At 66.0% G+C, this 24,341-nt stretch carries 25 protein-coding genes and 1 tRNA gene; 17 read left to right on the top strand and 9 right to left on the bottom strand.

Going from position 1 to position 24,341, the window contains the following annotated elements; translation table 11 throughout:
* The coding region (locus AC5FRV_RS05805; protein WP_493560135.1) for a hypothetical protein at positions 1-621 on the bottom strand (621 nt) is incomplete at its 3' end.
* 261 nt (positions 622-882) lie between these two features.
* Here AC5FRV_RS05805 and AC5FRV_RS05800 point away from each other — a divergent pair.
* From AC5FRV_RS05800 to AC5FRV_RS05790, 3 genes are read left to right on the top strand one after another with little or no spacing between them, the layout of a single operon-like run.
* Entirely contained in the window at positions 883-1,740 is an 858-nt protein-coding gene (locus AC5FRV_RS05800; RefSeq protein WP_493560134.1) for an NOP5/NOP56 family protein, read from the top strand.
* A complete protein-coding gene (locus AC5FRV_RS05795; RefSeq protein ID WP_493560133.1) occupies positions 1,737-2,432 on the top strand; it encodes a fibrillarin-like rRNA/tRNA 2'-O-methyltransferase in 696 nt (231 codons plus the stop codon). Before AC5FRV_RS05800 ends, AC5FRV_RS05795 begins: the two co-directional genes overlap by 4 nt.
* Before the next feature lie 25 nt (positions 2,433-2,457).
* Positions 2,458-3,534: a glutamate--cysteine ligase gene (locus AC5FRV_RS05790; protein ID WP_493560132.1), complete on the top strand. Its 1,077-nt coding sequence runs from the start codon at positions 2,458-2,460 to the stop codon at positions 3,532-3,534.
* Between the two features lie 271 nt (positions 3,535-3,805).
* Here AC5FRV_RS05790 and AC5FRV_RS05785 read toward each other — a convergent pair whose 3' ends face one another.
* Positions 3,806-4,096, bottom strand: coding sequence for a putative zinc-binding protein (locus AC5FRV_RS05785; RefSeq protein ID WP_493560131.1), 291 nt, complete (start codon positions 4,094-4,096; stop codon positions 3,806-3,808).
* Between the two features lie 9 nt (positions 4,097-4,105).
* Complete coding sequence (locus AC5FRV_RS05780; RefSeq protein WP_493560130.1) at positions 4,106-4,210, bottom strand: putative zinc-binding protein; 105 nt, start codon at positions 4,208-4,210, stop codon at positions 4,106-4,108.
* Between the two features lie 140 nt (positions 4,211-4,350).
* On the opposite strand from AC5FRV_RS05780, the gene AC5FRV_RS05775 reads away from it, so the two are divergent.
* Complete coding sequence (locus tag AC5FRV_RS05775; RefSeq protein WP_493560129.1) at positions 4,351-4,938, top strand: helix-turn-helix domain-containing protein; 588 nt, start codon at positions 4,351-4,353, stop codon at positions 4,936-4,938.
* Between the two features lie 122 nt (positions 4,939-5,060).
* Positions 5,061-5,555: a phosphopantetheine adenylyltransferase gene (locus AC5FRV_RS05770; RefSeq protein ID WP_493560128.1), complete on the top strand. Its 495-nt coding sequence runs from the start codon at positions 5,061-5,063 to the stop codon at positions 5,553-5,555.
* A 51-nt stretch (positions 5,556-5,606) separates the two neighbouring features.
* Here AC5FRV_RS05770 and AC5FRV_RS05765 read toward each other — a convergent pair whose 3' ends face one another.
* Positions 5,607-5,915: a transcription initiation factor IIB family protein gene (locus AC5FRV_RS05765; RefSeq protein WP_089817747.1), complete on the bottom strand. Its 309-nt coding sequence runs from the start codon at positions 5,913-5,915 to the stop codon at positions 5,607-5,609.
* 171 nt (positions 5,916-6,086) lie between these two features.
* Here AC5FRV_RS05765 and AC5FRV_RS05760 point away from each other — a divergent pair.
* Positions 6,087-6,170 (top strand) — tRNA-Leu (locus AC5FRV_RS05760).
* Between the two features lie 469 nt (positions 6,171-6,639).
* Here the strand turns inward: AC5FRV_RS05760 and AC5FRV_RS05755 are convergent.
* Entirely contained in the window at positions 6,640-6,867 is a 228-nt protein-coding gene (locus tag AC5FRV_RS05755; protein WP_493560127.1) for a DUF7385 family protein, read from the bottom strand.
* A gap of 130 nt (positions 6,868-6,997) precedes the next feature.
* Here AC5FRV_RS05755 and cobT point away from each other — a divergent pair, with 130 nt between their 5' ends.
* The 5 genes from cobT to AC5FRV_RS05730 all read left to right on the top strand — a co-directional run bounded on the left by cobT (position 6,998) and on the right by AC5FRV_RS05730 (position 11,773).
* Positions 6,998-8,002, top strand: coding sequence for a nicotinate mononucleotide-dependent phosphoribosyltransferase CobT (gene cobT, locus AC5FRV_RS05750; RefSeq protein ID WP_493560126.1), 1,005 nt, complete (start codon positions 6,998-7,000; stop codon positions 8,000-8,002).
* A gap of 2 nt (positions 8,003-8,004) precedes the next feature.
* Positions 8,005-9,303 carry a cobyrinic acid a,c-diamide synthase gene (locus AC5FRV_RS05745; protein WP_493560125.1) on the top strand — a complete coding sequence of 433 codons (1,299 nt, stop codon included), beginning with the start codon at positions 8,005-8,007 and terminating at the stop codon, positions 9,301-9,303.
* Between the two features lie 96 nt (positions 9,304-9,399).
* Positions 9,400-10,212, top strand: coding sequence for a diadenylate cyclase DacZ (dacZ, locus tag AC5FRV_RS05740; protein ID WP_493560124.1), 813 nt, complete (start codon positions 9,400-9,402; stop codon positions 10,210-10,212).
* Positions 10,212-11,000: a mechanosensitive ion channel domain-containing protein gene (locus AC5FRV_RS05735; protein ID WP_089817734.1), complete on the top strand. Its 789-nt coding sequence runs from the start codon at positions 10,212-10,214 to the stop codon at positions 10,998-11,000. Before dacZ ends, AC5FRV_RS05735 begins: the two co-directional genes overlap by 1 nt.
* Before the next feature lie 77 nt (positions 11,001-11,077).
* On the top strand, positions 11,078-11,773 hold the full coding sequence (locus AC5FRV_RS05730) for a class I SAM-dependent methyltransferase (RefSeq protein WP_493560123.1): 696 nt from the start codon (positions 11,078-11,080) through the stop codon (positions 11,771-11,773).
* Positions 11,774-11,802: 29 nt separating this feature from the next.
* Here the strand turns inward: AC5FRV_RS05730 and AC5FRV_RS05725 are convergent, their stop codons facing one another.
* Positions 11,803-12,273, bottom strand: a complete 471-nt coding sequence (locus tag AC5FRV_RS05725; protein ID WP_493560157.1) for an acyltransferase — start codon at positions 12,271-12,273, stop codon at positions 11,803-11,805.
* Between the two features lie 185 nt (positions 12,274-12,458).
* Entirely contained in the window at positions 12,459-13,751 is a 1,293-nt protein-coding gene (purD, locus tag AC5FRV_RS05720) for a phosphoribosylamine--glycine ligase (RefSeq protein ID WP_493560122.1), read from the bottom strand.
* Between the two features lie 239 nt (positions 13,752-13,990).
* Between purD and AC5FRV_RS05715 the strand changes: the two genes are divergently transcribed.
* The 6 genes from AC5FRV_RS05715 (at position 13,991) to AC5FRV_RS05690 (ending at position 21,609) form a co-directional block, all read left to right on the top strand.
* Positions 13,991-15,373: an aspartate aminotransferase family protein gene (locus tag AC5FRV_RS05715; protein WP_493560121.1), complete on the top strand. Its 1,383-nt coding sequence runs from the start codon at positions 13,991-13,993 to the stop codon at positions 15,371-15,373.
* Between the two features lie 12 nt (positions 15,374-15,385).
* Positions 15,386-15,781 carry a Rid family detoxifying hydrolase gene (locus AC5FRV_RS05710; protein ID WP_493560120.1) on the top strand — a complete coding sequence of 132 codons (396 nt, stop codon included), beginning with the start codon at positions 15,386-15,388 and terminating at the stop codon, positions 15,779-15,781.
* A 143-nt stretch (positions 15,782-15,924) separates the two neighbouring features.
* Positions 15,925-17,205, top strand: coding sequence for an amidohydrolase (locus AC5FRV_RS05705; protein WP_493560119.1), 1,281 nt, complete (start codon positions 15,925-15,927; stop codon positions 17,203-17,205).
* A gap of 145 nt (positions 17,206-17,350) precedes the next feature.
* Positions 17,351-17,998, top strand: a complete 648-nt coding sequence (locus tag AC5FRV_RS05700; RefSeq protein WP_493560118.1) for a DUF8102 family protein — start codon at positions 17,351-17,353, stop codon at positions 17,996-17,998.
* Between the two features lie 431 nt (positions 17,999-18,429).
* Positions 18,430-20,100, top strand: a complete 1,671-nt coding sequence (locus tag AC5FRV_RS05695) for a BCCT family transporter (RefSeq protein ID WP_493560117.1) — start codon at positions 18,430-18,432, stop codon at positions 20,098-20,100.
* A gap of 147 nt (positions 20,101-20,247) precedes the next feature.
* On the top strand, positions 20,248-21,609 hold the full coding sequence (locus tag AC5FRV_RS05690) for an aminotransferase class III-fold pyridoxal phosphate-dependent enzyme (RefSeq protein ID WP_493560116.1): 1,362 nt from the start codon (positions 20,248-20,250) through the stop codon (positions 21,607-21,609).
* Between the two features lie 31 nt (positions 21,610-21,640).
* On the opposite strand, the gene ilvA is transcribed toward AC5FRV_RS05690, so the two are convergent.
* Together ilvA and AC5FRV_RS05680 are read right to left on the bottom strand one after the other, a co-directional pair.
* Positions 21,641-22,858 carry a threonine ammonia-lyase gene (ilvA, locus tag AC5FRV_RS05685; RefSeq protein ID WP_493560115.1) on the bottom strand — a complete coding sequence of 406 codons (1,218 nt, stop codon included), beginning with the start codon at positions 22,856-22,858 and terminating at the stop codon, positions 21,641-21,643.
* A 101-nt stretch (positions 22,859-22,959) separates the two neighbouring features.
* Positions 22,960-24,264, bottom strand: coding sequence for an amidohydrolase (locus AC5FRV_RS05680; RefSeq protein ID WP_493560114.1), 1,305 nt, complete (start codon positions 24,262-24,264; stop codon positions 22,960-22,962).
* Between the last annotated feature and the right edge of the window lie 77 nt (positions 24,265-24,341).

Here is a 24,341-nt window from a genome sequence, read left to right as displayed (position 1 = left end):
GATCTTTCCCCATAAGTTTTGGAACCATGTCCACCAAGGCTTTGGATGTTCATGATGAATCTGAATCTCGTCATAATGGACTTCAAAATGAATTGAGCCCTTTCGTGGGCTGTAAGTCCTGCAGCCAATTTTATAATCCAGAGTGTAGTTCTGAAAACGCTCTAACTCAACAGTTGTTGAAAAGATACGGAATTTTGTATCCTCATACAGAATATCATCTACAAAAATCTGGTTTATCTCACCTGGCGCGCCAATATAATGTCTATCATCGTGCCTCGTCTTTAGGACTGAGTCCTCAAAAACCAACTCTCCCGTTGATACTTCATCATCAACATCGTCTTGTTCAGCGTCTTTTTCCAAGGATTCGATTAGATATTGATGAAGGGCCGTAAAGAAACCGGGAGCTGAATCTTCTTTTCCCTCATCATCACTGCCATGTATAGACACATCAACGTCAATTGACACGGCTTTCTGACCCTCTCCGAAGTTCCATGTGGGGAGTGATATCTCGATATACGTGTCCTCTGCATAACGCGTTCCTTCATTCACTAAATAAAAGACAGGATGGGATGTAACAATGCCCTCTTCATGGACAAAACCATCATGACTCAACTCTGCCATCAGCTTGATATTTGGTCGATGTAGAAAAAACCTGTAAGCGACAATGATAGCAGCGATAGCCGAAAGGATAGCGCCGAACCACTTGAGGCTGTTTGGGATACTTGGAGCCACTGTCATCAAACTTATCGCATCCATAAATCCTAACTCTTGTAAACCGAATCTTGTGCACATATATTTATTATCATATTTGAGTCAACGGGCAAAGTTCGTCATTAGGCACTATCAGTAACCGGTTTACAAGCTGGTGTCTAAATCCCCTATATGACCAAGGAGGAAGCTGGGACGGGCTGGTTCGCGGGATTAGACCCAGGCGACAGTGAAGGCGCCCGGAATGCCATTACATTTGGATCCGCTGAGTCCCCAGAAGAGTGGCCAACTATAGCTATTGAACAAGGCTTCGTCAACGGCAAAGAGGAATACTACGACTTCCTGCATGAAGCTGCTACGGAGGCTGCACGGGAAGTTGCTCGCGAACATGAACGGGCTGACGATAAACAATTACAACATAGTATTCGTGCTATGGACGACTGTCGGCGCACAGCCAACGAACTCGCCGAGCGAGTGGCCGAGTGGGCCGCCAGCCGGTACGACGACGCGGAATCCGGCGTGGAGTACGCGCGAACGGTCGCCACGAGGTCGCCCGAAGACGCCGCCGACGAGCGACTGATCTCGCTCGCGAACCGCGTCGCGGGACTGGCCGACGAGGCCGACGCGCACCGGGCGTTCGTCGAGCGCACGGCGCCGGACGTCGTCCCGAACCTCGCCGCTCTCGCCGGCCCGGTACTGGCCGCGCGCCTCCTCGACCTGGCCGGCGGGCTCGAATCGCTGGCGAAGAAGCCCAGCGGGACCGTCCAGGTCCTCGGCGCGGAGGACGCGCTGTTCGCCCACCTCCGGGGCCGGGCGCCCTCGCCCAAACACGGCGTCATCTACACCCACGGGGCAGTCCAGGGCACCCACCCCGAACACCGGGGGTCGGCGGCCCGGGCCCTCGCCGGCAAACTCACCATCGCCGCCAGGATCGACCACTACAGCGGCGACCTGCGGCCGGAACTGGAAGCCCAGCTCGCGGACCGCATCGACACTATCCAGGCCCGCTCCACCGGGGGTGAGGACCAGTGACGCTCCCAGACGGCGTCGAGTACCACGTATTCGGTGATTCCGGCGACGACGAGGGCGACGAGTCCGAAGGCGACGGCACGGGTGACGACGGCCCCGGGTCACTGGCGACACGTGGGGAACCGGTGTACGGGGAACCCACGGACGGGGAGTACCGGCGCTGGGATCCCCACCGCTCGAAACTCGGCGCGATGCTGGCGCTGGGGATGGACACCGGCCTCGACGGCGGCGAGACGACGCTGTACCTGGGCGCCGCCGCCGGGACGACGGTGAGTCACGTCGCCGACTTCGCCGGCCCGACCTACGCCGTCGAGTTCGCCGCACGACCGATGGGTGACCTGCTCGACGCGACCGAGTCGCGCCCGAACCTGGTCCCCCTGCTGAAGGACGCCCGGAAGCCCGCGACGTACGCCCACGTCGTCGAACCCGTGGACGTCCTCGTCCAGGACGTCGCCACGCGCGGACAGGCTCGCGTCGCCCGCCTCAACAGTCAGTTCCTCCGCGAGGACGGACGGCTCCTGCTGGCGATCAAGGCCCGGAGCGAGGACGTCACGCGCGCGCCGGCGGACGTGTTCGACGACGCCCTCGACGACCTGCGAGGGGGGTACGAGGTCCTCGAAACCGAGCGGCTCTCACCGTACCACGACGACCACCTGGGCGTCGTCGCGCGGCCGACCGCTGACGGAACGCTTTAAGCCCAGGGGACCGACCACCCGTTCGATGGAGGAGACGGGCGCAGCGGACGCGTTCACCCGGATGGGAACGCTCGGGATCGAAGAAGAGTTCTACGTCGTCGACGAGCACGGTCGGCCGACGTCGGGCACCGACGAACTCGTCTATGAGCACGACCCGCCAGCACTCCTCGAGGGACGCCTCGACCACGAACTGTTCAAGTGCGTCATCGAGACGCAGACGCCCGTCATCGAGTCGCTGGGCGATGCGCGCGAGCACCTCGACGCGGTCCGCACGGCGCTCGTCGACCACGCCACGGCCCACGGGTTCGGTATCGCCGCCGCAGGTCTCCACCCGCTGGCGAAGTGGCGCGAGCTCGAACACGCCGAGAAGCCGCGCTACCAGTCCCAGCTCGACCGGATCCAGTATCCGCAACACCGCAACGTCACCGCCGGCCTCCACGTCCACGTCGGCGTCGACGACGCGGACAAGGCCACCTGGGTCGCCAACGAACTCCGCTGGCATCTCCCGGTCATGCTGGCCCTGTCGGCGAACTCCCCGTTCTGGAACGGCTTCGACACGGGGCTGGCGTCGGCGCGCGCGAAGATATTCGAGGGGTTGCCGAACACCGGGATGCCCACGGCCTTCGACTCCTTCGAGACCTTCCAGGAGTTCGAGCGGCGGATGGTGGAGACCGGCCGCATCGACGACCGCGGCGAACTCTGGTTCGACGTGCGGCCCCACTCCGGCCACGGGACCGTCGAGGTGCGAACGCCGGACGCCCACCACGACCCCGACGTCGTGATGGCGTTCGTCGAGTACGTCCACGCCCTCGTCGAGGACCTGGCGGCCCGATACGCGGACGGCGAGTCGGCCACCGACGCCCGCCGGGAGTTCCTCGACGAGAACAAGTGGCGCGCGCTCCGGTACGGCCACGACGCCGACCTCCTCGGGCGCGACTTCACGACGACGCGGGCGCTCGGCGAGATCGTCGACCGCGAGTGTGAACGGCTCGGAATCAGTGGTATTCGGTCGCTGTACGACGCGGAAAGCGGCGCCGCGGTGCAGCGACGAGTCCGGCGCGAGCGCGGAACTGCGGCGCTCGCCGACCTCGTACGGCTGTAGATATAAAAACGGAAACTGGATGCCACCCCTGGCGTCCACCCGTCTGAGTCAGCTTCCCTGCCGATAGCCCACCGTCGTCTGAGTGCCCCAAGCAGCGGTGTCTGCCCTTGCTACACCGCTACGATTCCATTACACGTTTCCTTGTAAATAGATACCGAGCCGTTTCACCGACGATAACAGGCGGCCGATTCGAGGTGGCTTTAAGTCAGATCGGGCGTGAAACGGGTCGGAGACGGATGGTCACGAGTCCGGTCACGCTGCCGGACAGTGATCACGAACGGATCTGGTACGGGCGCCACCCCGACGTCGCCACTCGTTCGACCTCCTGGACGAGTTCTTCGAACAGTTCCCGGGCCTGGTCCTCGTCGTACTCGGTGTGATACTCTTTCGGGACGCCCTCGGCAGCGAGGTTGACGTGCGCGTCCGGCGTGACGTCGTGTTTCGCGAGGCTCTGTTTCGCGCATTCGAGGGGCCATCCGTCTATCACGACGGTGGGTCGGCCAGACGTCGCCGTGTTCACCAGGGGTGGGACGTTCCCGCCGACGCCCGCGATACACGACATCTCCGCCAGTCACTCCCGGTCCAGCCTGACGGCGAGATCGTTTGCCATCTGCGCCGCGCTCGAACAGCCCGAACACGAGTACACCAGCGGCAGTTCGTCGTACTCCGTGGTCATCACGGAGAGGTGCTCGTGGTTTCTGTGAAAAGATTCCCCCGAAGTCGTTCGTCTCCGACGCCGTCCGAAGCCGAACGACGATGTCCTGCCGAGCCAAGCTTTTTGGTCCGGACCGGCTTTTGTCCTCCTAGAAACGACGTATGTCTACCGACGAGACTCCGGACGACGACCCGGGCGAGAGCGACGAGACGGGCGGCGAGGGGGCCGAGGACGACCTCGACGAGTCCGACGTCCGCGAACGGATCGAACAGGAAGCCGACCGCGCCGTCGAGCAGTTCGACGAGGGGATCGTCGACCTGCTCGCGTGGGTACTCGACACCGAGACGCGTGCGCGCATCTACGTCCACCTCCGCCAGCGACCACACAGCACGAGCGAGGAGATCGCCGAAGGGACCGGGCTCTATCCGAGTACAGTCCGCGAAGCACTCGCCGAACTCCACGAGGAGGGGACGGTCCTGCGCCAGAAACGCCAGAACGACGGCGCGGGCAACAACCCCTACGAGTACGCGACGATCCCGCCGAGCGAACTGGTCGGTGACGTCGTCGACGACGTCCAGCAGGAACTCAACACCGTCTTCAACCTCGACCGGTACCTCGACACCGACGTCGACGACGGTGACGACGGCGTCAACGGGAGCGGCTCCGACCCGGTGACGATCAACGTCGAGGACGAGACCGGCGACGACGAGACCGACGACGACGAGCCCGGCGACGGCGACGACGACTGATTTCGGTACCGTGGCCTTCGTCGGTGGGCCTGAACTCGACGAAGCCGTGGCGCCCGGAGGCCGACGTTCCACCAGTTGCCCGAGTCGAAGCCACTAAACCGTGAGCCGTCCTCCCGTGGTGTATGAAGGTCGCGTTGGGTGGGACGTTCGATCCCCTCCACGACGGACACCGCGCGCTGTTCGAGCGCGCGTTCGAACTCGGCGACGTGACGGTCGGATTGACCAGCGACGACCTCGCGCCGAAGACGCGCCGCGCCGACCGCCACGTTCGGTCGTTCGAGGACCGAAAGCGCGACATCGAGAACGAACTGCGGAGTTTCGCGGCGGAGTACGACCGCGAGTTCGAGGTCCGTCGCCTCGACGAACCGACCGGCATCGCGACCGAGGCCCAGTTCGACGCCCTCGTCGTCTCGCCCGAAACCGAGACCGGCGGCAAGCGAATCAACGAGATCCGACGTGAGCGAGGCCACGACCCGCTCGAAATCGAGGTCGTTCCGCACGTCCACGCCGACGACGGCGACATCATCTCCAGTACGCGCATCGTCCGCGGCGAAATCGACGAACACGGCAATCTCACCCCCGAAAGCGACGGTCGCTCACAGCCCTCGGACGAGTAATTTCCACGTCCGCATTCAGATCGCCTCCCAGGTGTCTCGCCGCCCAGGAGCCTACCAGTCCGGCGCGTCGAGTCCGACGTCTTCGAGCAGGTCCTTCCAGCGCTGCTGGACAGTCAGCCGCGAGACGTCCGCCGCGTCCGCAACGCTGGTCTGTGTCCGTTGCTGGCCGCTGACCAGTGCGCCGACGTAGAGACACGCCGCCATCGTCGCTCGCTTGGACCGCTCTTCTTCCGGCACGTTCGAGAGAAAGAGGTCCCCCGCCCGCGAGCGCGCCTGCTCCTCCAGTCCGAGTTCGTCCGCCGCGGCCTCGAGTTCGTTCAGCCACTCCGCGTGCTCGAACTGGTCGCTCGCTCTGTACATGTCTTGTGCGGCGTTGGTCGCCCTGGTATTTGAATGGTGGGCTCGGAGTGAAACGAACCGTGCGAGGAATCGCTCCAGCGACGCGGGTGCTTTCGGGAGGCTGAACGATGGGACGGTTCGGCGGCCCGAGAGCGATACCTTCATGCCCGGGTCGTGGATACGATGGAGTGCGCGCGGGTAGCCAAGCCAGGAAAAGGCGCAGCGCTTAGGACGCTGTTCCGTAGGGATCCGCCGGTTCAAATCCGGTCCCGCGCATGAGCGAACGAAGTGAGCGAAGAGCAGGACCGGATTCTGAACCCTGCCACGAGCGACCAACGGGAGCGAAGTGGCTCCGGTTCAAATCCGGTCCCGCGCACTGAACGAGTTTCGAGCGTAGCGAGAAACGAGTGAGGGAGCAGGCGGGATTTGAGCCCTGCAAGTCACAGCCCGGGAAGCGAGCGGAGCGAGCGACCCGGAATGTCTTGCTTCGGTTCAAATCCGGTCCCGCGCACTTCTCCGCGAACATCTCGTGAGCGGAGAGTGCGCGGTCAGGAAGGATTTGAGCCCTGCCACGAGTGACCGGAGGGAACGAAGTGGCTCCGGTTCAAATCCGGTCCCGCGCATGAGCGAACGAAGTGAGCGAGCATTTCTCGGTCCGGTTCAAATCCGGTCCCGCGCACTGAGCGCGTTTTCGAGCGGTTATCCCAACGCTCGGGAATCCTCGCCCTTGGGGGCGGGGAGGATGTCAGGGCTTGTGCGTGAACAGGACGACGCGGTCGTCGTCGGTGGTCGTACACAGGTCGAGTTCGACGTCGAGGTTCAGCGACGTGAACTCCTGCTTGCAGACGACCATGTCGTCGAAGGGTTGCTCGCAGGCCGGGCAGGTGACGGCGGTCGTGTTCTGGTACGACGAGATGGCGTCGTTGTCCTCGCGCGGCGTGAGCGACGAGACGAGTTCCTCGAAGTCGTCCATAGGGGAACGGGGTAGCCGGGACGGTATAAATCATGCGCAGGCATACCACGCGTCGGCGTTTCGGCTGCCTCGCGGATCTGCCGGGGGCGACCGCTGGTGTTAAAGGTGACTTGCGCTAATCCAATCAGCAATGACCAACGACCGGACTCGGTTCGTGTTGACGGCGGGGACGACCCGCACTGCGGCCATCGACGGGATCAGCGCGGCGGGCGCCGACCCCGACGCGATGGTGCACACGCCAGCCGCGGACGCGGAGATTCTGACCTACGGAACGACTGTGCGAGCGCCGGAAGTGCCCCGGAGTCCGACGGGCTGTCTCACGCCGGCGGTGGTGACCCGGGCCGTGCGGGATCTGGTCGGGTTCGAGGCGACGGTGGTCGACGGTGGACTCGCCGAACCGACCGGCGCGCCGACGGTGACGGTCGGGGCGCGCCCGGGTGACGACGTCCGCGAGCAGGACCCCGTCTCCAGCGCGCCCGGCGCGTTCGAGGCGGCGCGGCAGTTCGGGCACGCGCTCCCGGAAGAAGAAGTGTTTCTCGCGGAGACGATTCCAGGGGGAACGACAACCTCGCTGGGCGTGCTTCGCGCGCTGGGCGAGCGCGCCGCCGTCTCCTCCTCGCTCCCGGAGAATCCCATCGAGACGAAGCGCGACGTGGTCGAGGAGGGACTGGCGACGAGCTCCATGTCGGCGGGCGACGCGAGCGGCGAGCCGAAGCGGGCCGTCCGACGGATGGGTGATCCGGTGCTCGCGGTGGTCGCTGGTATCGCGCTGGGGGCCATCGAGTCCGACACTGCGGTGACGCTCGCCGGCGGGACGCAGATGGTCGCGGTCGCGGCGCTCCTTCGGCACGCCGGCGTCGAGCAGTCGCTCCCGCTGGCGACGACGTCGTACGTCGCCGACGACGAGACGGCGGCCGTCGAGTCGGCCGCCGACGAACTGGACCTCGACCTGCAAGTGACCGACCCCGGGTTCGGTCAGAGCGGCCACCCGGCGATGGCGACCTACGCCGCCGGCGAGGCCAAAGAGGGCGTCGGGATGGGCGGCGCCCTCGCGCTCGCCGACCGGGCGGGTATTCCGATGGCAGATGTCCGGGAGCGGGTCGCCGCCATCGCCGACGAACTCGCGGAGGACTGACCATGGAAGGTCTCGTCGTCGGCGGCACGGCCTCCGGCGTGGGCAAAACGGTGGCGACGCTGGCGATGATCGAGGCGTTCCAGCGGGAGGGCCTGTCCGTCCAGCCCGCCAAGGCCGGCCCGGACTTCATCGACCCGAGCCACCACGAGGCCGTCGCCGGAGTGCCGTCGCGCACCCTCGACGTCTGGCTCCAGGGCGAGGACGGCCTCCGGCGGAACTACTGGCGCGGCGACGGCGACATCTGCGTCGTCGAGGGGGTGATGGGGATGTACGACGGCGACGGGTCGAGTACGGCGATGGTCGCCGAGGCGCTGGACCTGCCCGTCGTCCTGGTCGTCGACGCCAAGGCGGGGATGGAGAGCGTCGCGGCGACGGCGCTGGGATTCAGGGAGTACGCTGCCACTGCCGACCGGGACGTCGACGTCGCCGGCGTCGTCGCCCAGCGGTGTCACGGCGGGCGCCACGAACAGGGCATCCGCGACGCGCTGCCGGACGACATCGAGTTCCTGGGCAGGATACCGCCACAGTCCGACCTCGAGATTCCGGACCGACATCTGGGTCTGGAGATGGGGTCCGAGTCGCCGGTCGACGCCGATGCGCTGGCGACTGCCGCGGAATCCCTGGACGTGCGTGCGCTCCTCGACGTCGCTCGTGAACCGCCAGAACCCGACGCGAATCGACCGCGACCGTCGACTGACGCGCGCGTGGCGGTCGCGCAGGACGAGGCCTTCTGCTTCACGTACGCCGCCACCCTCGAACGCCTCCGCGAGCGCGCGGAGGTGGTCACCTTCTCACCCGTCGCCGGCGACGACCTGCCCGATGCAGACGGGGTCTACTTCCCCGGCGGCTATCCCGAACTCCACGCCGGGGCCCTCGAAGAATCGTCGGCGCTCGACACGCTCGCGGACCGGGCCGCCGACGGGCTCCCGGTGTACGGCGAGTGCGGCGGGATGATGGCCCTGGCCGAATCGCTGACGACGGCCGAGGGCGACACCTTCGAGATGGCCGGCGTCCTCCCGGCGGCCGTCGAGATGGCCGACCGGTACCAGGCGCTGGACCACGTCGAACTGGCCGGGACACAGGCCAGTCCCGTCGCGTCGCCGGGCGACCGACTCCGGGGCCACGAGTTCCACTACTCACGGGCCGACGTCGGGTCGGACGCGACGTTCGCCTTCGACGTCGAGCGGGGGTCGGGCATCGACGGGGACCGCGATGGACTCCTCGAGTACCGGACGCTGGGGACGTACTGCCACTGCCACCCGGCCAGCGGCGCGTTCGACCAGTTTCTCGGACAGGTGTGAGCCCGTTCGACGCGCGGATAACGGAGTTCGAGCGGTGGCTGACGGGCGTCAGACGGCCCGCAAAGCTTTTTCCCGTCGGTACGATTGGTTCTGACGATGAGCGAGTTGCGTGACCTGCTCGACGACGTAGTAGCCGACGCCGACGCACTCTTCCTCTTCTCCCCGAGCGGGTCGTTCTACGAGCGGTTCGACGACCTGGACGACGCCGAACTCGTGGTCGTCGCCCCGGAGAACGCGGTCGATTCGGACGCATTCGTGGAGCTTCCGATCGACTTCACCGACCTCCAGGGACGCGTCCGATTCGGCATCGAGGGCGCCGTCGATCAGGGGTTCGTCGAGGAGGAAGCGGAGGTCGTCTGCGTCGCCGACGTCTTCGGCGAACAGGCCGACACGATCACCCGGGTACAGGCCAGCGAGTTCTCCCGGTCCGGCGTCTACGATCTGTTCGTCAACAGCCGGGCCGAACCTGCCGTCATCCGCGACGTGCTTGAGGTGGCCATCGGACTCGGCAAGAAGGGCCAGAAGGGCAAGCCCGTCGGCGCGCTGTTCGTCGTCGGCGACGCCGGAAAGGTGATGAACAAGTCTCGCCCGCTGTCGTACAACCCCTTCGAGAAGTCCCACGTCCACGTCGGTGACCCCATCGTGAACGTGATGCTCAAGGAGTTCTCCCGGCTCGACGGTGCGTTCGTGATCAGCGACGCGGGCAAGATCGTCTCTGCGTACCGCTACCTCGAACCCTCCGCCGAGGGCGTGGACATCCCCAAGGGACTGGGTGCCCGTCACATGGCGGCCGGCGCCATCACCCGCGACACCAACGCCATCGCCATCGTCCTCTCCGAGAGCGACGGGCTGGTCAGGGGCTTCAAGGGCGGCGAGCTGATCCTGGAGTTGGATCCGGAGGAGTACTGATGCAGTTCGACTGGCCGGAGATCATCCGAACGATCTTCTCGGAACAGGGGGCGTTCGTCATCTCCCTGCTGATTCTGGTCACAGGCGCCGTACTCGGCTACGCCGTCTGGCGTGCGACACGTCGCTTGCTGTACGAAGCCGGTGTCGACGAGGCCGTGGAAGGCACCCCGTTCGAACGGACGACCAGGAGCCTCGGCACGTCGACGATCGGTCTGGTCTCGAATCTCGCCGCCCTGTTCGTCTACGTCGGCTCGGTACTCCTGGCGCTCAACGTCTCGCAGCTGTTCAACACCGCTATCTTCTGGTCGCGCCTGACCAGCTTCCTGCCGAACCTGTTCGTCGCTATCTTCGCCCTCATCGTCGGCCTCATCGCCGGCGACAAGGCCAAGCTGGTCGTCAGCGAGCGCCTCCGGAGCGTCAAGGTCCCCGAGGTCGGCCTGCTCCCGGAACTCGTCAAGTACAGTATCTTCTACCTCGCCGCGCTCGTCGCGCTCGGCCAGCTCAACGTCGCCATCGAGGCACTGTTGATCCTGCTCGCCGCCTACACGTTCGGGCTGGTGTTCTTCAGCGGCCTGGCGTTCTGGAAACTCCTCGCGGCGGCCGGAGCGGGTTTCTACCTCGTTCTCACGCAACCGTACGGCATCGGGGACGAAGTCGAGATCGACGACCGCCGCGGCATCGTCCAGGAGGTCGGCGTGTTCGTCACCCACATCGAGAACGACGGAGAGGAGTACATCGTCCCGAACCAGCGCGTGTTCCAGTCCGGCATCGTCCGCGTCCGGGAGTGAGTTCGTTTCCGGAACGACCGGCTGGATGTCCGAAACCGGTAGTATTTTCAACGAATCGCGGAGTACCTCGCGGTCTAATGTCCCCAGGAGACCCCATCTCCGAGGACGCATACGACGCCATTGCCGACGAGTACGCGAGGGACGTCGTAACGAACGCCTACAACGCGGACCTGGAGATGCCGGCGACCAGGGGACTGATACCGGACGTCGAGGGCGACCGGATCCTCGACGCTGGTTGCGGAACCGGCATCTACACCGAGTGGTTGGCCGACCAAGGTGCCGAAGTCGTGGGGGTCGACGTCAGCGAGGCGATGCTTGAGCACGCCAGAGAGCGGCTCGGGGACCGTGCCGACTTGCACCGCGGGAACCTGGCGGAGACCCTGAACTTCGCGACAGACGAGTCATTCGACGGGGTCGTCAGTGCACTCGTCCTCGGCTACGTCGAGAACTGGCGGGTGACGTTTTCCGAGTTCGCCCGGATCTTGCGTCCCGGTGGCTTTCTCGTGTTCTCGGTGATGCATCCGATGGACACGCTGGACGAGGACGTGAACTACTTCGAGACCGAGCGCCGGACGAAGGACTGGTCGACCGAGGTTCCGTACTATCGCCGCCCGCTCTCCGAGATGCTCAATCCACTAATCGAGGCCGGGTTTCGGATCGACGAACTCGTCGAACCACAGCCCACTGAAGAATTCAGAGAGAAACGGCCGGAACGCTACGAGAAGGAGTCGAGACGCCCGGTATTCCTCTGCCTGCGAGCTGTGACGCCGTAGTCAGTCACCGAGACGCGGCCACGACCCGGTCACTCGTCGATCGGTTCGGCCGGAATCCCGGCAACCGTCGTCTCTGGCGGAACGTCCCGCGTCACGACGGAGTTGGCCCCGACCTGCGCGCCGTCGCCGATCTCCACGCCCGGGAGCACGACGGCGCCGGCGCCGATCATCACGCGCTCGCCGACGACGATTTCCCCGGTGCGGTACTCGTCCTGGAGGAACTCGTGGCACAGCAGCGTCGCGTCGTAGCCGATGATCGCGTGGTCGCCGACGGTGACGAGTTCGGGCCAGAACACGTCAGGCGTCGCGGTCAGGGCGAAGGCGACGCCCTCTCCGACGTCGGCGCCCAGCCTGCGGAGGAGCCAATTTTTCAGTCGCAGACTCGGCGAGTACCGGACGGTCCAGACGACGAGGAAGTTCAGCACGAGTCGGAGGGGGTGTTTCGCGTCGGGCCAGTGCAGCAGCGAGTTGTGCGGCCCGGTCGTCGGATGGCGGTCGATGCGGCCGTGACGCGCCGGCGGGTCCCGCTCGGCGTCGCTCCCGCTCTCGTCCGATGCCGACTCTCGCGGGGTCGTCGCCCCTGCCTGGCCGTCTTCGGTCACGGTGACATCTACCGCGGCGGTGGACTTGAACCCCGCGACCCACTGTGGCGCAGAAAAGGCGTTCGAACCGGTGGCTCTCCCAGCTACTCGCTCTGTAGTTCTTCGACGTGGTCGATGCGCTGCTGGACGAGGTCGGGCTTGCCGATGTCGTGGCGCATCCGCAGGCCCTCCTCGCCGGCGGCGTCGAGGGCGTCCTCAGCTATCTGTTCGGCCTCGGAGATGGTGTCGGCGACGCCGACGACGGCGAACGAGCGGGACGTGGTCGTGTAGATGCCGTCGTCGCGCTCGTCGACGCTGGCGTAGAAGAGGATGGCCTCGCCCGCGTTCTCCTCGTTTATCTGGACCTTCGCGCCCGCTTCGGGTTCCGTCGGGTAGCCGTCGGGGACGGCGTACTTGCAGACGGTGGCCTGCGGGGCGAAGGAGAGCTGGGGCAGTTCCTCGCCCTCGCGCGCGGCGACGAGGACGTCGAGGAAGTCCGTGTTGAGCACCGGGAGCGTGTTCATCGCCTCGGGGTCGCCGAAGCGAGCGTTGAACTCGACGACCTTGATTCCCTCGGCGGTGAGCATGAACTGGCCGTAGAGGACGCCCTTGAACCCCTCCAGGGCGTCGACGGTGGCCTCCAGCACCTCGACGGCGTCCACGAACTCGTCCTCGGTCATGAACGGCAGTTCCAGGCTGGCGTCGGAGTAGGATCCCATCCCGCCGGTGTTGGGGCCCTCGTCGCCCTCGTAGGCGCGCTTGTGGTCCTGGACCGCCGGGCTGACGCGAACGTCACCGTTGGCGACGAGCGCCTGGACGGTGAACTCCTCGCCGACGAGGCGCTCCTCGAGGACGACGCGGTCGTAGTCTGAGCTGCGGAGGTACTCCTTGGCCTCTTCCTTCGTCACCTGGTCGCCGGTGACCTTGACGCCCTTGCCGCCGGTGAGGCCGGCAGGTTTGACGGCCAGATCGCCGTCGTACTCGTCGATGTACTCGCAGGCGGCGTCCGTGTCGTCGAACGTCGCGAAGTCCGGACAGCCCGGGATGTCGTTTTCCCGCATGAAACGTCGCTGGAAGGCCTTGTCCGTCTCGATACGGGCCTCCGACTCCTGTGGGCCGAAGGCGTAGACGCCGGCTTCGTCCAGCGCGTCGGCGACGCCGGCCGCCAGCGGCGCCTCGGGGCCCACGACGGCGAGCGTCGCGCCGACTTCTTTCGCGTAGGTCGTCACCGCGGTTGGATTGGTCGTGTCGAGCGATTCGAATCCTTCCGCGACGGCCGCGATTCCCGGATTTCGATTCCCTGCACAGGCGTACAGGTCCGCCTCGGAGTCGGCCAGCGCGCGTGCGATGGCGTGTTCCCGGCCGCCGCCGCCGACGAGCAGCACTGTCTCTGTCATACGCGCAACCCCACCCGGTGGACGCCTAAACCTTACCTTTCGTCCGACTGGTTCGACCCCGCTGGCTCGTCGGCGGAGCGATGCACCCCGGCGTCGGCGGGTGGTCTCGGCCTCAGCCCGTCGTCTCTGGCTGCGCGCACGGCAGGTACTGCTCGCGCAAATACGTAATCACAATTCGTATATGGTCGATATGAAAATCGTGGATAAGTTATTTACTCCTGTCCACCATCTTCGTCGATATGACGGCAGGACCGCCGATCGAAGAGCTACACTACGCCAGCGCCCCCGACGTCGACGACGTCCCGGGACCGAACACGCGGGCGCTGCTTGAGCGACAGCGCGAGATGGACAGCAGCGCGGTCGCGTACCCGAACGACATCCCGATCGCGTTCGAAGAGGGCCGCGGCGCGACCGTCCACGACGCCGACGGGAACACGTACATCGACCTGTTCGCCGGGATCGGGGTGCTCAACGTCGGTCACTCGAACCCCTACGTCCTGGAGGCGGTCCACGAGCAGGCGGACAAGTTCGTGCACACGGTGGACTTCCCGACCGAGGCGCGACTCGAACTGATCGAGAAACTCGACGAGATAGCTCCCGAGGGTCTCCGGGGCCGCAACCGCGTGGTGTTCGGCGGCCCGACCGGGAGCGACGCCATCGAGGCCGCGATCAAGCTCGCGAAGTACAACACGGGCGGCGACGGACTCATCGCCTTCCGCGGCGCGTACCACGGTGCGACCTCGGGCGCGATGAGCGTCACGTCGAACAAGAAGTTCAAGGGCCACTACACGCCGCTGCTCCCGGACGTGGTCCACGCTCCCTACCCGTACCCGTTCCACCTGGAGAAGTCGCCCGACGAGGCCGTCGACCACGCCCTGGAGGAGGTTCGTGCCATCGTCGAGGATCCCTACGGCGGTCTCGCTAACCCGGCCGGGATGATCGTCGAGCCGATGCTGGGCGAAGGCGGCGTCGTCGCGCCGCCCGAGGGGTTTTTGCAGGGGCTCCGCGACGTCGCGGACGACAACGACCTCCTGCTCATCTTCGACGAGATCCAGAGTGGACTCGGGCGGACCGGCGAGTGGTGGGCCTGTGACTGGGACGGCGTCGCCCCGGACGCGATGACCTCCGCGAAGGCGCTCGGCGGCACCGGCTTCCCGCTTTCAGCCACTATCTACCACGAGGACCTGGACACGTGGGGCCCGGGCGACCACGCCGGCACGTACCGCGGCCACGTCGTCGGGATGCGCGCAGGCACCCGTGCGATCGAGTACGTTCAGGAGCACGATCTCCTCGCTCACGCCCGGGACCTGGGCGAGTACATCCAGGGACGCCTCCGGGACGTGGCCGCCGACAACGACCGACTGGCAGTCGTTCGCGGGAGGGGCCTGTTCGTCGGCGCGGAGTTCGTCGACGCCGACGGAAACCCGGACGGTGACCTCGTCGACGCGATCCAGCAGTACTGTTTCGAGCGCGGCGTCCTCGTCTGGACGGCGGGTCGGTACGGCAGCGTGGTCCGGTTCCTGCCGCCGCTCGTCCTGACCCGCGCCCTCGCCGAGACGGCGCTCGACGTCGTCGTCGAAGCCATCGAGGCGACGACCGCCGAGGCGAAACGGACGGCCTGACCGGGTGAACCGATGTCCGATCCAGCGCAGATTTCAACGGCGGACGCCCCACGCAACGACAACCCGTACTCGCAGGGAGTCAGGGCCGACGACACGCTCTACGTCTCCGGGTTCGGCCCGGTCGACCCCGACACGGGAGCGGACGTCGACGGCGACGTTCGGGCCCAGACCGACCAGGTGCTCGACAATATCGCCGCGGTCGTCGACGAGGCTGGCGGCGACGGGCTCTCGGACGTCGTCAGGGTCACCGTCTACCTGACCGACCTCGACGACTACGAGCGCGTCAACGAGGCCTACGGGAAGCGATTCGAGGAACCGCTGCCGGCCAGAGCCTGCGTCGAGGTGTCGCGCCTGCCCGGGGACGTCCGCGTCGAACTGGACGCGGTCGCGTTTCTCGGTGAGGAGTGACGCAGTCGCGGTTCTCGGGTGACTATCGGCCTGGCGACACGGCCGGAACCCGCTGAGTGTGCAAACCCTGCCCGAAACGCGCGTAAACAGTACGTGTTTGCTGCGTATCGTTAAGTGTCTCCGCGCCGTCTCTTCGGTAAACAATGTCACGCACGGACAGACACAGACTGAGCGAGTTGCGACGCGCGTTCCACCGCCACCCCGAGCCGGGGTGGCGCGAATTCTGGACGACGGCCCGGGTCGTCGAGGAACTCGAACGCATCGGCGTCGACGAGATAGCCGTCGGCCGCGAGGCGCTCGCGACCGACGAACGCATGGCGGTGCCGCCGGACTCGGAACTGGCCGACTGGCGGGAGCGGGCCCGCGCGACGGGCGTCCGGTCCGACATCCTCGAACGGACCGACGACGGCCACACGGGCGTCGTCGCGGTCCTCGACCAGGGCGACGGGCCGTGCCTCGGGCTGCGAGTCGACCTCGACGCCATCTCGATGGAGGAATCGACCGAGAGCGACCACAGGCCCGCCGCGGAAGGGTTCCGGTCCGAACACGACGGCTACATGCACGCCTGCGGGCACGACGCTCACCTCGCCATCGCGCTGGGAACGATCGAGGCGGTCAGCGAGAGCGACTTCGAGGGGACGCTGAAAGTGTTCTTCCAGCCCGCCGAGGAGATATCCGGCGGTGGGAAGGCGATGGCCGAGAGCGGCTACCTCGACGACGTCGACTACCTGCTGGCGGTCCACGTCGGCCTCGACCATCCGACCGGCGAGATAGTTGCGGGCAGTGACAAGCCACTGGCCATGGCCCACGTGACGGCGACGTTCGAGGGGGCGAGCGCCCACGCCGGGAAAGCCCCGAACGAGGGGGCCAACGCCATGCAGGCGGCGGCGACCGCCATCCAGAACGCGTACGCCATTCCCCGTCACAGCGACGGGATGACGCGCGTCAACGTCGGCCGGATCGAGGGTGGATGCGCGAGCAACGTCATCGCCGAGGAGGTGACGATCGAGGCCGAAGTCCGCGGCGAGACGACCGGGCTGATGGAGTACGCGCGCACGGAACTCGAGCGCGTGCTGTACGCCGCCGCCGAGATGCACGACTGCGACGTCTCGCCGCGGGTCATCAGCGCCTCGCCCAGCGTCGACAGCCACCCTGCGCTCCGTGACCTCATCGGCAACGTGGCCTGGACGGTGGAGGGCGTCGAGCGAGTCGTTCCGTCCTACGACCTCGGGGTCAGCGAGGACGCGACGTACCTGATGCAGCGGGTGCAAGACGACGGCGGGCTGGCATCGTACGTCCTCGTCGGCACGGACCACCCGACGAATCACCACACGCCGACGTTCGACGTCGACGAACGCAGCCTCGACATCGGCGTGTCGCTGCTGACCGAGACCGCGCTCCAGCTCTCTCGCCAGCAGCCGTGACGTGGTCGTGGCGTCCGCACCCCGTCGGCCCGGCAGTTCGGGCCTGTTCCGTTCGGGTCCGCCCGTCCCCGGGTCCGGAGCGTCCGGTTCCGGCCCGACTTGCCGAGGCAGAAGCGTTATTTCTCGGGCTTGCCGTACGTTCCCTATGAGCCAGGACGACGTGCCGGAGTCGTTGCAGACTGCGGCGGATTCGGACCGTCCGCGCGGTATCCTCACGCCCTCCGACCGTGACTTCCTCATCGGCCGGAAGACGGACTACACCGAGCACTCGAAGAAACAGAAGCGCAACCGTATCCGACGACGAGTCCGCAACGCGGTCCTCGATTTCAGTATCCTCTTCGAGTACATGGAAGACCGTGACCGGGAGACGGTTTTCGACCCCGACGCCGAGGATCGTGACGCCTACACCCAGGGCATCACGGACGTGCTCGCGTACCTCCACCTCGGCACGATGGGGTATCACACGCCGTTCAAGGACATGCTTTCCGAGGGCGTCGGCAAAGCCGAACAGCGCCTCGCGGGGTCGAACTACCGCATGGTCGACGTGGAGTTCAACGTCGAGCCGGTGGGCCAGATAGACGTCGACGACGTCGTCGAGAAACTCGAAAACGAGGAGTTCGCACAGCTTACCGACGAGGAACTGCGCGCCTTCGTCCGGCTGTTGACGATGTCCGACGGGTTCTCACCGGAGGACACCCGCGAGGAGATCAAAGACCACGTCGAGGAGTTCGCCGAACTGGTCTCCGAGAGCGAGGAGGCCCGCGAACAGAAGCTAGAAGAGCTGACGGGCTAAGCTGACCGGTGAAACGTCCGGTAGTCGGTGACTACCGTCTGGGTCCCGGTTTCGTCGGTAGGGTTCGGCGCCTGCGCGACCGCCCGATTCAATTTTCGGTTACTGTTCACGAGAGCCATCGCTGACGGATCGAAGTCAGCACGTAGTCTGGGTCGTTCGAACGACGTGGAACGCACGAGCCGTTCCAGCGTAAATTGCGTTTCTCACGTGTTAGTGGCTCCCTAACGGTGTCGTGGAACCGGCGACGAACAGAGAGGTGGGCCAGGACAGGGAATTACGAGTACCGCAATTCGCAGTTATCTGGCCAGTCTGGGAAACGTTTATTGTTTACGCCGTCAATGACATTGGTATGCCATTACTCGCCATGGCAACGGGTCGGTGGTGTCACGCACGACCAGTACGCAGTGGTCGGTCGACGGAGGTGCAACGCGATGAGTGACGCCGAGGAGGGGATGTTCGACAAGTTCCTCGACGAGATCGATCCGGCAGTGTTCCTGTTCGGCGCGGTGATTACGATCGGTGTCATCGTCGCGTTCTTCGTCAGCCCGACCGCCGTCGAGAACGGCATCTCGACGCTGAACGACCAGATGCTCGGGATGTTCAACTGGGCGATGTTGCTGATCGTGTTCCTCATCGTCGTGTTCCTCCTGTTCCTGATCGTGGGTCCGTGGGGGTCGATCAAACTGGGGGACGAATCGCCAGAGTACAGCTTCCTGTCCTTCTTCGCGATGCTGTACTCGGCAGGGTTCGCCGCCGGCGTCGTCTTTTGGGGACCGACGGAGGCGCTGTTCTACTACGACAGCGTGCCGCCGCTGTTCGGTGGCGTGGAGAGCGGTTCGGCCGGAGCGATGACTGTCGCCATCCAGCAGACGCTGTTCCACTGGGCGCTCCCACAGCTCGCCGTGTTCACGATCATGGGTATCGCCATCGGCTACTTCGCCTACAATTACGAGAACGTCCCCCTCAGGGTGTCTTCGGCGCTGACGCCGATACTGGGGGCCGACAACCTCGACGGCCCGGCCGCGAAGGTCATCGACATCCTCGCCGTCTTCGCGACCATCGGCGGCGTCGCGACGTCGCTCGGCTTCATCGGGAGCCAGTTCATCACCGGCCTCGACTACCAGTGGGGGATCGAGATGGGGAACCTCGGTATCCTCCTCGTGGTGACGGTGATGACGCTGTTGTTCACGACCACGATGGTCCTCGGGGTCGACAAGGGGATCCGCCGCCTGTCGAACTTCAACATGATCCTGTTCGTGATCCTCATGGTAGCGACCTTCGTCGTCGGTCCGACGCTGTTCCTGATCCTGCTGGGAACGCAAGCGATCGGTGGCATGATGACCGACTTCGTCTCGATGAGCCTCTACACCGGTGCCGGCCTCTTCGGTTCAGGGAACCCCGACGCGACCGGCTGGATGAACGCCTGGACGGTATTCTACTGGGCGTGGGCCCTCTCGTGGTCCCCGTTCGCGGGCCTGTTCATCGCTCGAATCTCCAAGGGACGGACCGTCCGCGAAGTCGCGTTCACCGGTATCGTCGCGACGTCTGCCGCCACCATCCCGTGGTTCACCGTCGTCGGTGGGACCGCCGTCTGGTCCCAGCACAACGGTATCGCCGACTTCGGCGCGGTGATGGCCGGCGAGATGGGAGCGGAGGTCTCCGGCTTCATCCTGTTCGAGACCTTCCCCCTGGGTTCGGTGTTCATGTTGGCCTTCATGGTCCTGGTGACGACGTTCTTCGTCACGTCCGCGGACTCGTCGACGCTGGCGGTCTCGATGATGACGACCGGCGGGAAGGCCCGTCCGTCGACGTTCAATCGAATCTTCTGGGGCGTCGTGCTCGGGATGACTGCTGCTATCCTGATGATCCTCGGCGGTACCGGTAGCGCGAACACGCTACAGCAGGCGGCCATCATCACCGGGACGCCCTTCGCCTTCGTCTGCTTCTTCGCCATGCTCTCGCTGATACGAGACTTCGGAAAGACATCCGGCAAGGTTCTCCTCCAGGACGAGACAGTGCTGTACGGTCCGGGCCAGGAAACCGAGCGGGACTCCTCGTCCGGCCCCGGTCCCGGTGGGCCCATGGAGGCGGACGACGACTAAGTCACTCCGCGCCACCCCGAGGTCGAAACGACCCCCTCGATCGGTCCGCAGTCGTCCCGTTACGCAGCGCACCCTTCGCCCCGTTTTCGCCGCACTGCGCGCCAACCGACACCAAGATTTAATGTACAACGTACACAAAAACTGTTTATGGATAGGGACACGGCGGAGCCCGACGTCGGCGCGTTTCCCGGCCCGAACGCCCGGAAGTGGGTGACCTTCCACCAGACGCACTCGGCACCCAGCGAGTACTCCCACGAGTTCGTCTGGGACGTGACGGAAGCGGCCGACGGTCCCTTCGTCACGGACGTCGACGGGAACGTCCTGCTCGATTTCACCTGCCACATCGGGGCCGCTCCGCTCGGATACGACAACGAGAAGGTCCTCTCGAAGGTCCGCGAGTTCGATCTGGTCGAGCCGATGAAGATCGCGGGCCAGGACCTCTACTTCGGCTTCGGTTCGGACCCCGCGACCTCGGAATTTCCCGGCTCCAGTCACCTGATGGAGCGACTCGTCGACGTCTCGGCCCACTACGGGATGGACACTGTCTTCCTCTCGAACTCCGGGGCCGAGGCCATGGAGAACGCGATGAAGATAGCCCACGACCACCGCGCGCCCGCCAAGTACGGCGTCGTGTTCACCGGCAGCTTCCACGGCCGGACGCTCGGCACCCTCTCGCTGACGAAGTCCAAGGAGGTGTACACGCGCCACTACCCCGAGATAAGCGGGATCGAGACCGTGCCGTTCTGTGAGGACCGGCGCTGCGACGCCAGGAGCTGTGACTGCGGGTTCTTCACCGGCGCGGGGTCCCAGCTCCGCGGCTCACTGTCACCCGAGGGCGGATACCTCGACCCCGACGAGATAGCCTTCGTCGCGCTCGAACCGATCCAGGGCGTCGGTGGCTATCGCTTCCCCAGCGAGGCGTTCATGCAGGAGATCGCGGACGTCACAGCGGAGTACGACATCCCGCTCATCGTCGACGAGATCCAGTCGGGCGTGGGTCGCACCGGCGAGATCTGGGCGTCGGACCACTACCCGATCGAACCGGACGTTATCGCCAGCGCGAAGGGACTCCGCGTCGGTGCGACCGTCTCGCGCTCGGAGATCTTCCCGGACGAGAAGAACCGCCTGGGGTCGACGTTCGGCGGCGGCGACCTGCTCGGGTCGATGATGGGCGCGTTCACGCTCGAAGCCATCGACGAACACGACCTGCTCGACAACGCCACGGTCAGGGGCCAGCAGGCGAAGGAACTGCTTCGAGACGACGCACCCGGCCACGTCGAGGACGTCCGCGGCAAGGGCCTGATGCTGGCGGTGACGTTCGACACTGCCGACCGTCGGGACGCCGTCGTCCGCGAGTCGCTCCAGCGCGGCCTGCTGACCCTCGGCTGCGGGAAGCGGACGATCCGACTTCTGCCGCCGCTGGACTCCACGCCCCGGGAGGTCGACCTCGGGGTCGGCATCTTCGTCGACGCCGTCGAGGCCGCCAGCGCGGTCGCGAAAGGTATCTAGCGCGCCCCCAGCTCTCGATCGTTCGGCCCGTCTATTCGAGCGAGTGTTCGACGACGGACACCCCGTCCAGGCTGGCGAGGTCCGCCAGCACGCCTCTGAGATGGTCGGCGCCGCTCCCCTCCACACCGACCGCGACCGGCGTTCGGTTCGGTCGGTCGCCCCCGCCGGGGCAGACCCGGTTCACGTGGTCGAGTTCGGCCCCCTGGGACTCGATGGCGTCGACGACGTCGGCGAGGGTCGCGGGCCACCGATCGAGTGCCAGCCTGGCGTCTGCGTAACGACCGAGGTCGTGGAGGCCGGTCCGGCAGAGTTCGCCGTGCTCGGTGAGGTCGACGTTCCCGCCCGAGACCACGACCCCGACGTCGTCGCCGGCGACGTCGGTCTTCGCCGACAGGAGGCCCGCGAGCGGCGCGGCGCCCGCGCTCTCGGCGACGGTCTTCGCACGCTCGGCTAGCAGCGTGACCGCCGTGGCTATCTCCCGGTCGGTGACGCGCACGACGTCGTCTACCACCTCGCGAGCGACCGAGAACGTGGTCTCGAGCATGCGCGTGTCGGCTATCCCGTCGGCGACTGTGTCGACGTCCGCGAGTTCGCGTATCTCGCCGGCGTCGAGCGAGGGCTTCGCGTGGAACGCGCCCTCGGGCTGGACGCCGACGACCCGGACGGCCGGGTCGTGGGCCTTCACTGCGGTCCCGATACCGGATATCAGCCCGCCGCCGCCGATGGCGACGAAGACCGCGTCGAGGTCGGGGTACTGGTCCAGTAGCTCCAGGCCGACGGTTCCCTGCCCGGCGACGACTGATTCGTCGTCGAACGGGTGGACGAACGTCTCGCCGGTCTCGCTTGCGCGCTCGCGGGCGTACTCGTAGGACCGCTCGTAGATGTCGCCCTCGACGACGACCTCGGCGCCGTAGCCGCGGGTCGCCGCGATCTTCGCCGCCGGGGTTATCTCGGGGACGACGACGGTCGCGTCGATATCGAGCAGATCCCCCGCGAGCGCGACGCCCTGGGCGTGGTTGCCGGCGCTGGCTGTGACGACGCCGCGTTCCCGTTCCTCACCCGAGAGCTGGCTCATCGCGTTGTACGCTCCGCGGATCTTGAACGACCCAGTTCGCTGGACGTTCTCGAATTTGAGCCCGACCGAGGCCGCCCCTGACAGCTCGGCGAAGGTCCGGGACGTGTCGAGCGGCGTCCGGTGAACGACGCCATCGAGGCGCTCCTGGGCGTCCTCGACGTCGGTGACTGTCACTGGTCGCTCACTCGGCGACTGGTCGCTCGCTGGCCGTTCGCTCTCCGGTCGGTCGTTCTCAGGTCGGTCACTCTCTGACGGCTCCCTTTCTGGTCGGTCGCTCACTGGTCTCCGCCGTCCCGCGGCAGTGGGTGACGGCGCTCAAGTTCCCGTATCGTCTCGACGAGGACGTCGACGCCGTGTTCGAGGCTCCGCTCGTCGACGTCGAACGTCGGCGTGTGGTGGCTCGTCGGGTGGTCGGTGCCGACGATCAGGTACCCCGCGAGCCCACCATCCTCCTGGACGCGCTCCATCAGGAAGGTCGCGTCCTCGCTCGCGCCGAAGTCGGCAGTGGGGACGACGCGGTCGACGCCAGCAACGCCCTCTGCCACCGCCGAGACGACGTCCACGAGCTCCGGGTCGCTGTCGGCCCGCGGGCACTCGCTGATCACGTCGAACTCCATCTCGCAGCCGTGCATCCGGGCGGCACTCCGGCTCACCCGTTCGAGTCTCGCCTTCACGTACTCCATCAGTTCGGTCGTCTCCCCGCGGACCTCGGCCTCCATGAGGGCCCGTTCGGCGATGACGTTGCTCGCCGTCCCCGCTTCGGCGCGGCCGACGTTGACGCGCGTCATCCCGTCGCCGTGGCGGGGGATGCCGTAGGCGTTCTCGATGGCCGTGCCCATCGCGTGCATGGCGTTGTCGCCCTCGTTGGGCGCCTTGCCTGCGTGTGCGGAGGTACCCTCGATGGTCACGTCGACGTGGGCCATGGCCAGCGGCTTCTCGATGCCGGCGACGACCTCCCCCGTCGGGTGGTCCAGCCCCACGTGGGCAGCCAGCAGGTAGTCCAGGTCGGCGACGTAGTCGCTGTTCGCCATCGCGTGGGCGCCACCGCCGAGCTCCTCGGCGGGCTGGAAGAAGACGACGAGCCGGCCGGCGAACTCGCTCGACGCGATGGCGTCGAGGACCGCCAGCCCCCAGGTCATGTGGGTGTCGTGCCCGCAGGCGTGCATCGTGCCGTCCCCCTCCGACCGAAACCCCTCGTCGGCAGGGACGTGGCCTTCCTCTGTCGACTCGTCGACGAACAGTCCGTCGATGTCGACGCGGAGCCCGATGGCCGGTCCGTCGCCGCTGTCGAGGACGGCCACCGCGCCCGTGTTGCCGCCGGCCATCTGTTCGAGGAGGTCCGGGTCCGCGCCCCGCTCACGTGCCCGCTCGAACCACGGCTGGATGACGTCGTCGTCGAGAACGGCCATCCGGTCGGCCGGGTCGTACGCGTCGGGGCCGACCGCCAGTTCGTCGACGCCGATGGCCCGTATCTCCTCGACCAGCCTCGCGGTGGTGTGGAACTCGCGCCATCCCGGTTCGGGGTACCGGTGGAGGCTCCGGCGCAGCGAGACGAGGCGGTCCCGTACGGGTTCGCTCATGTGGGCAGATATCACACTCCACGGACATAAATATACACAGTATACGTGTACACTGGGTACATTAAGAGATAAGTCGG

The sequence above is a fragment of the Halomicrobium sp. HArcel3 genome (genome assembly GCF_058933135.1).
Note: the sequence above shows the minus strand (reverse complement) of the source record. Positions and strands in the feature narration are given on the sequence as shown.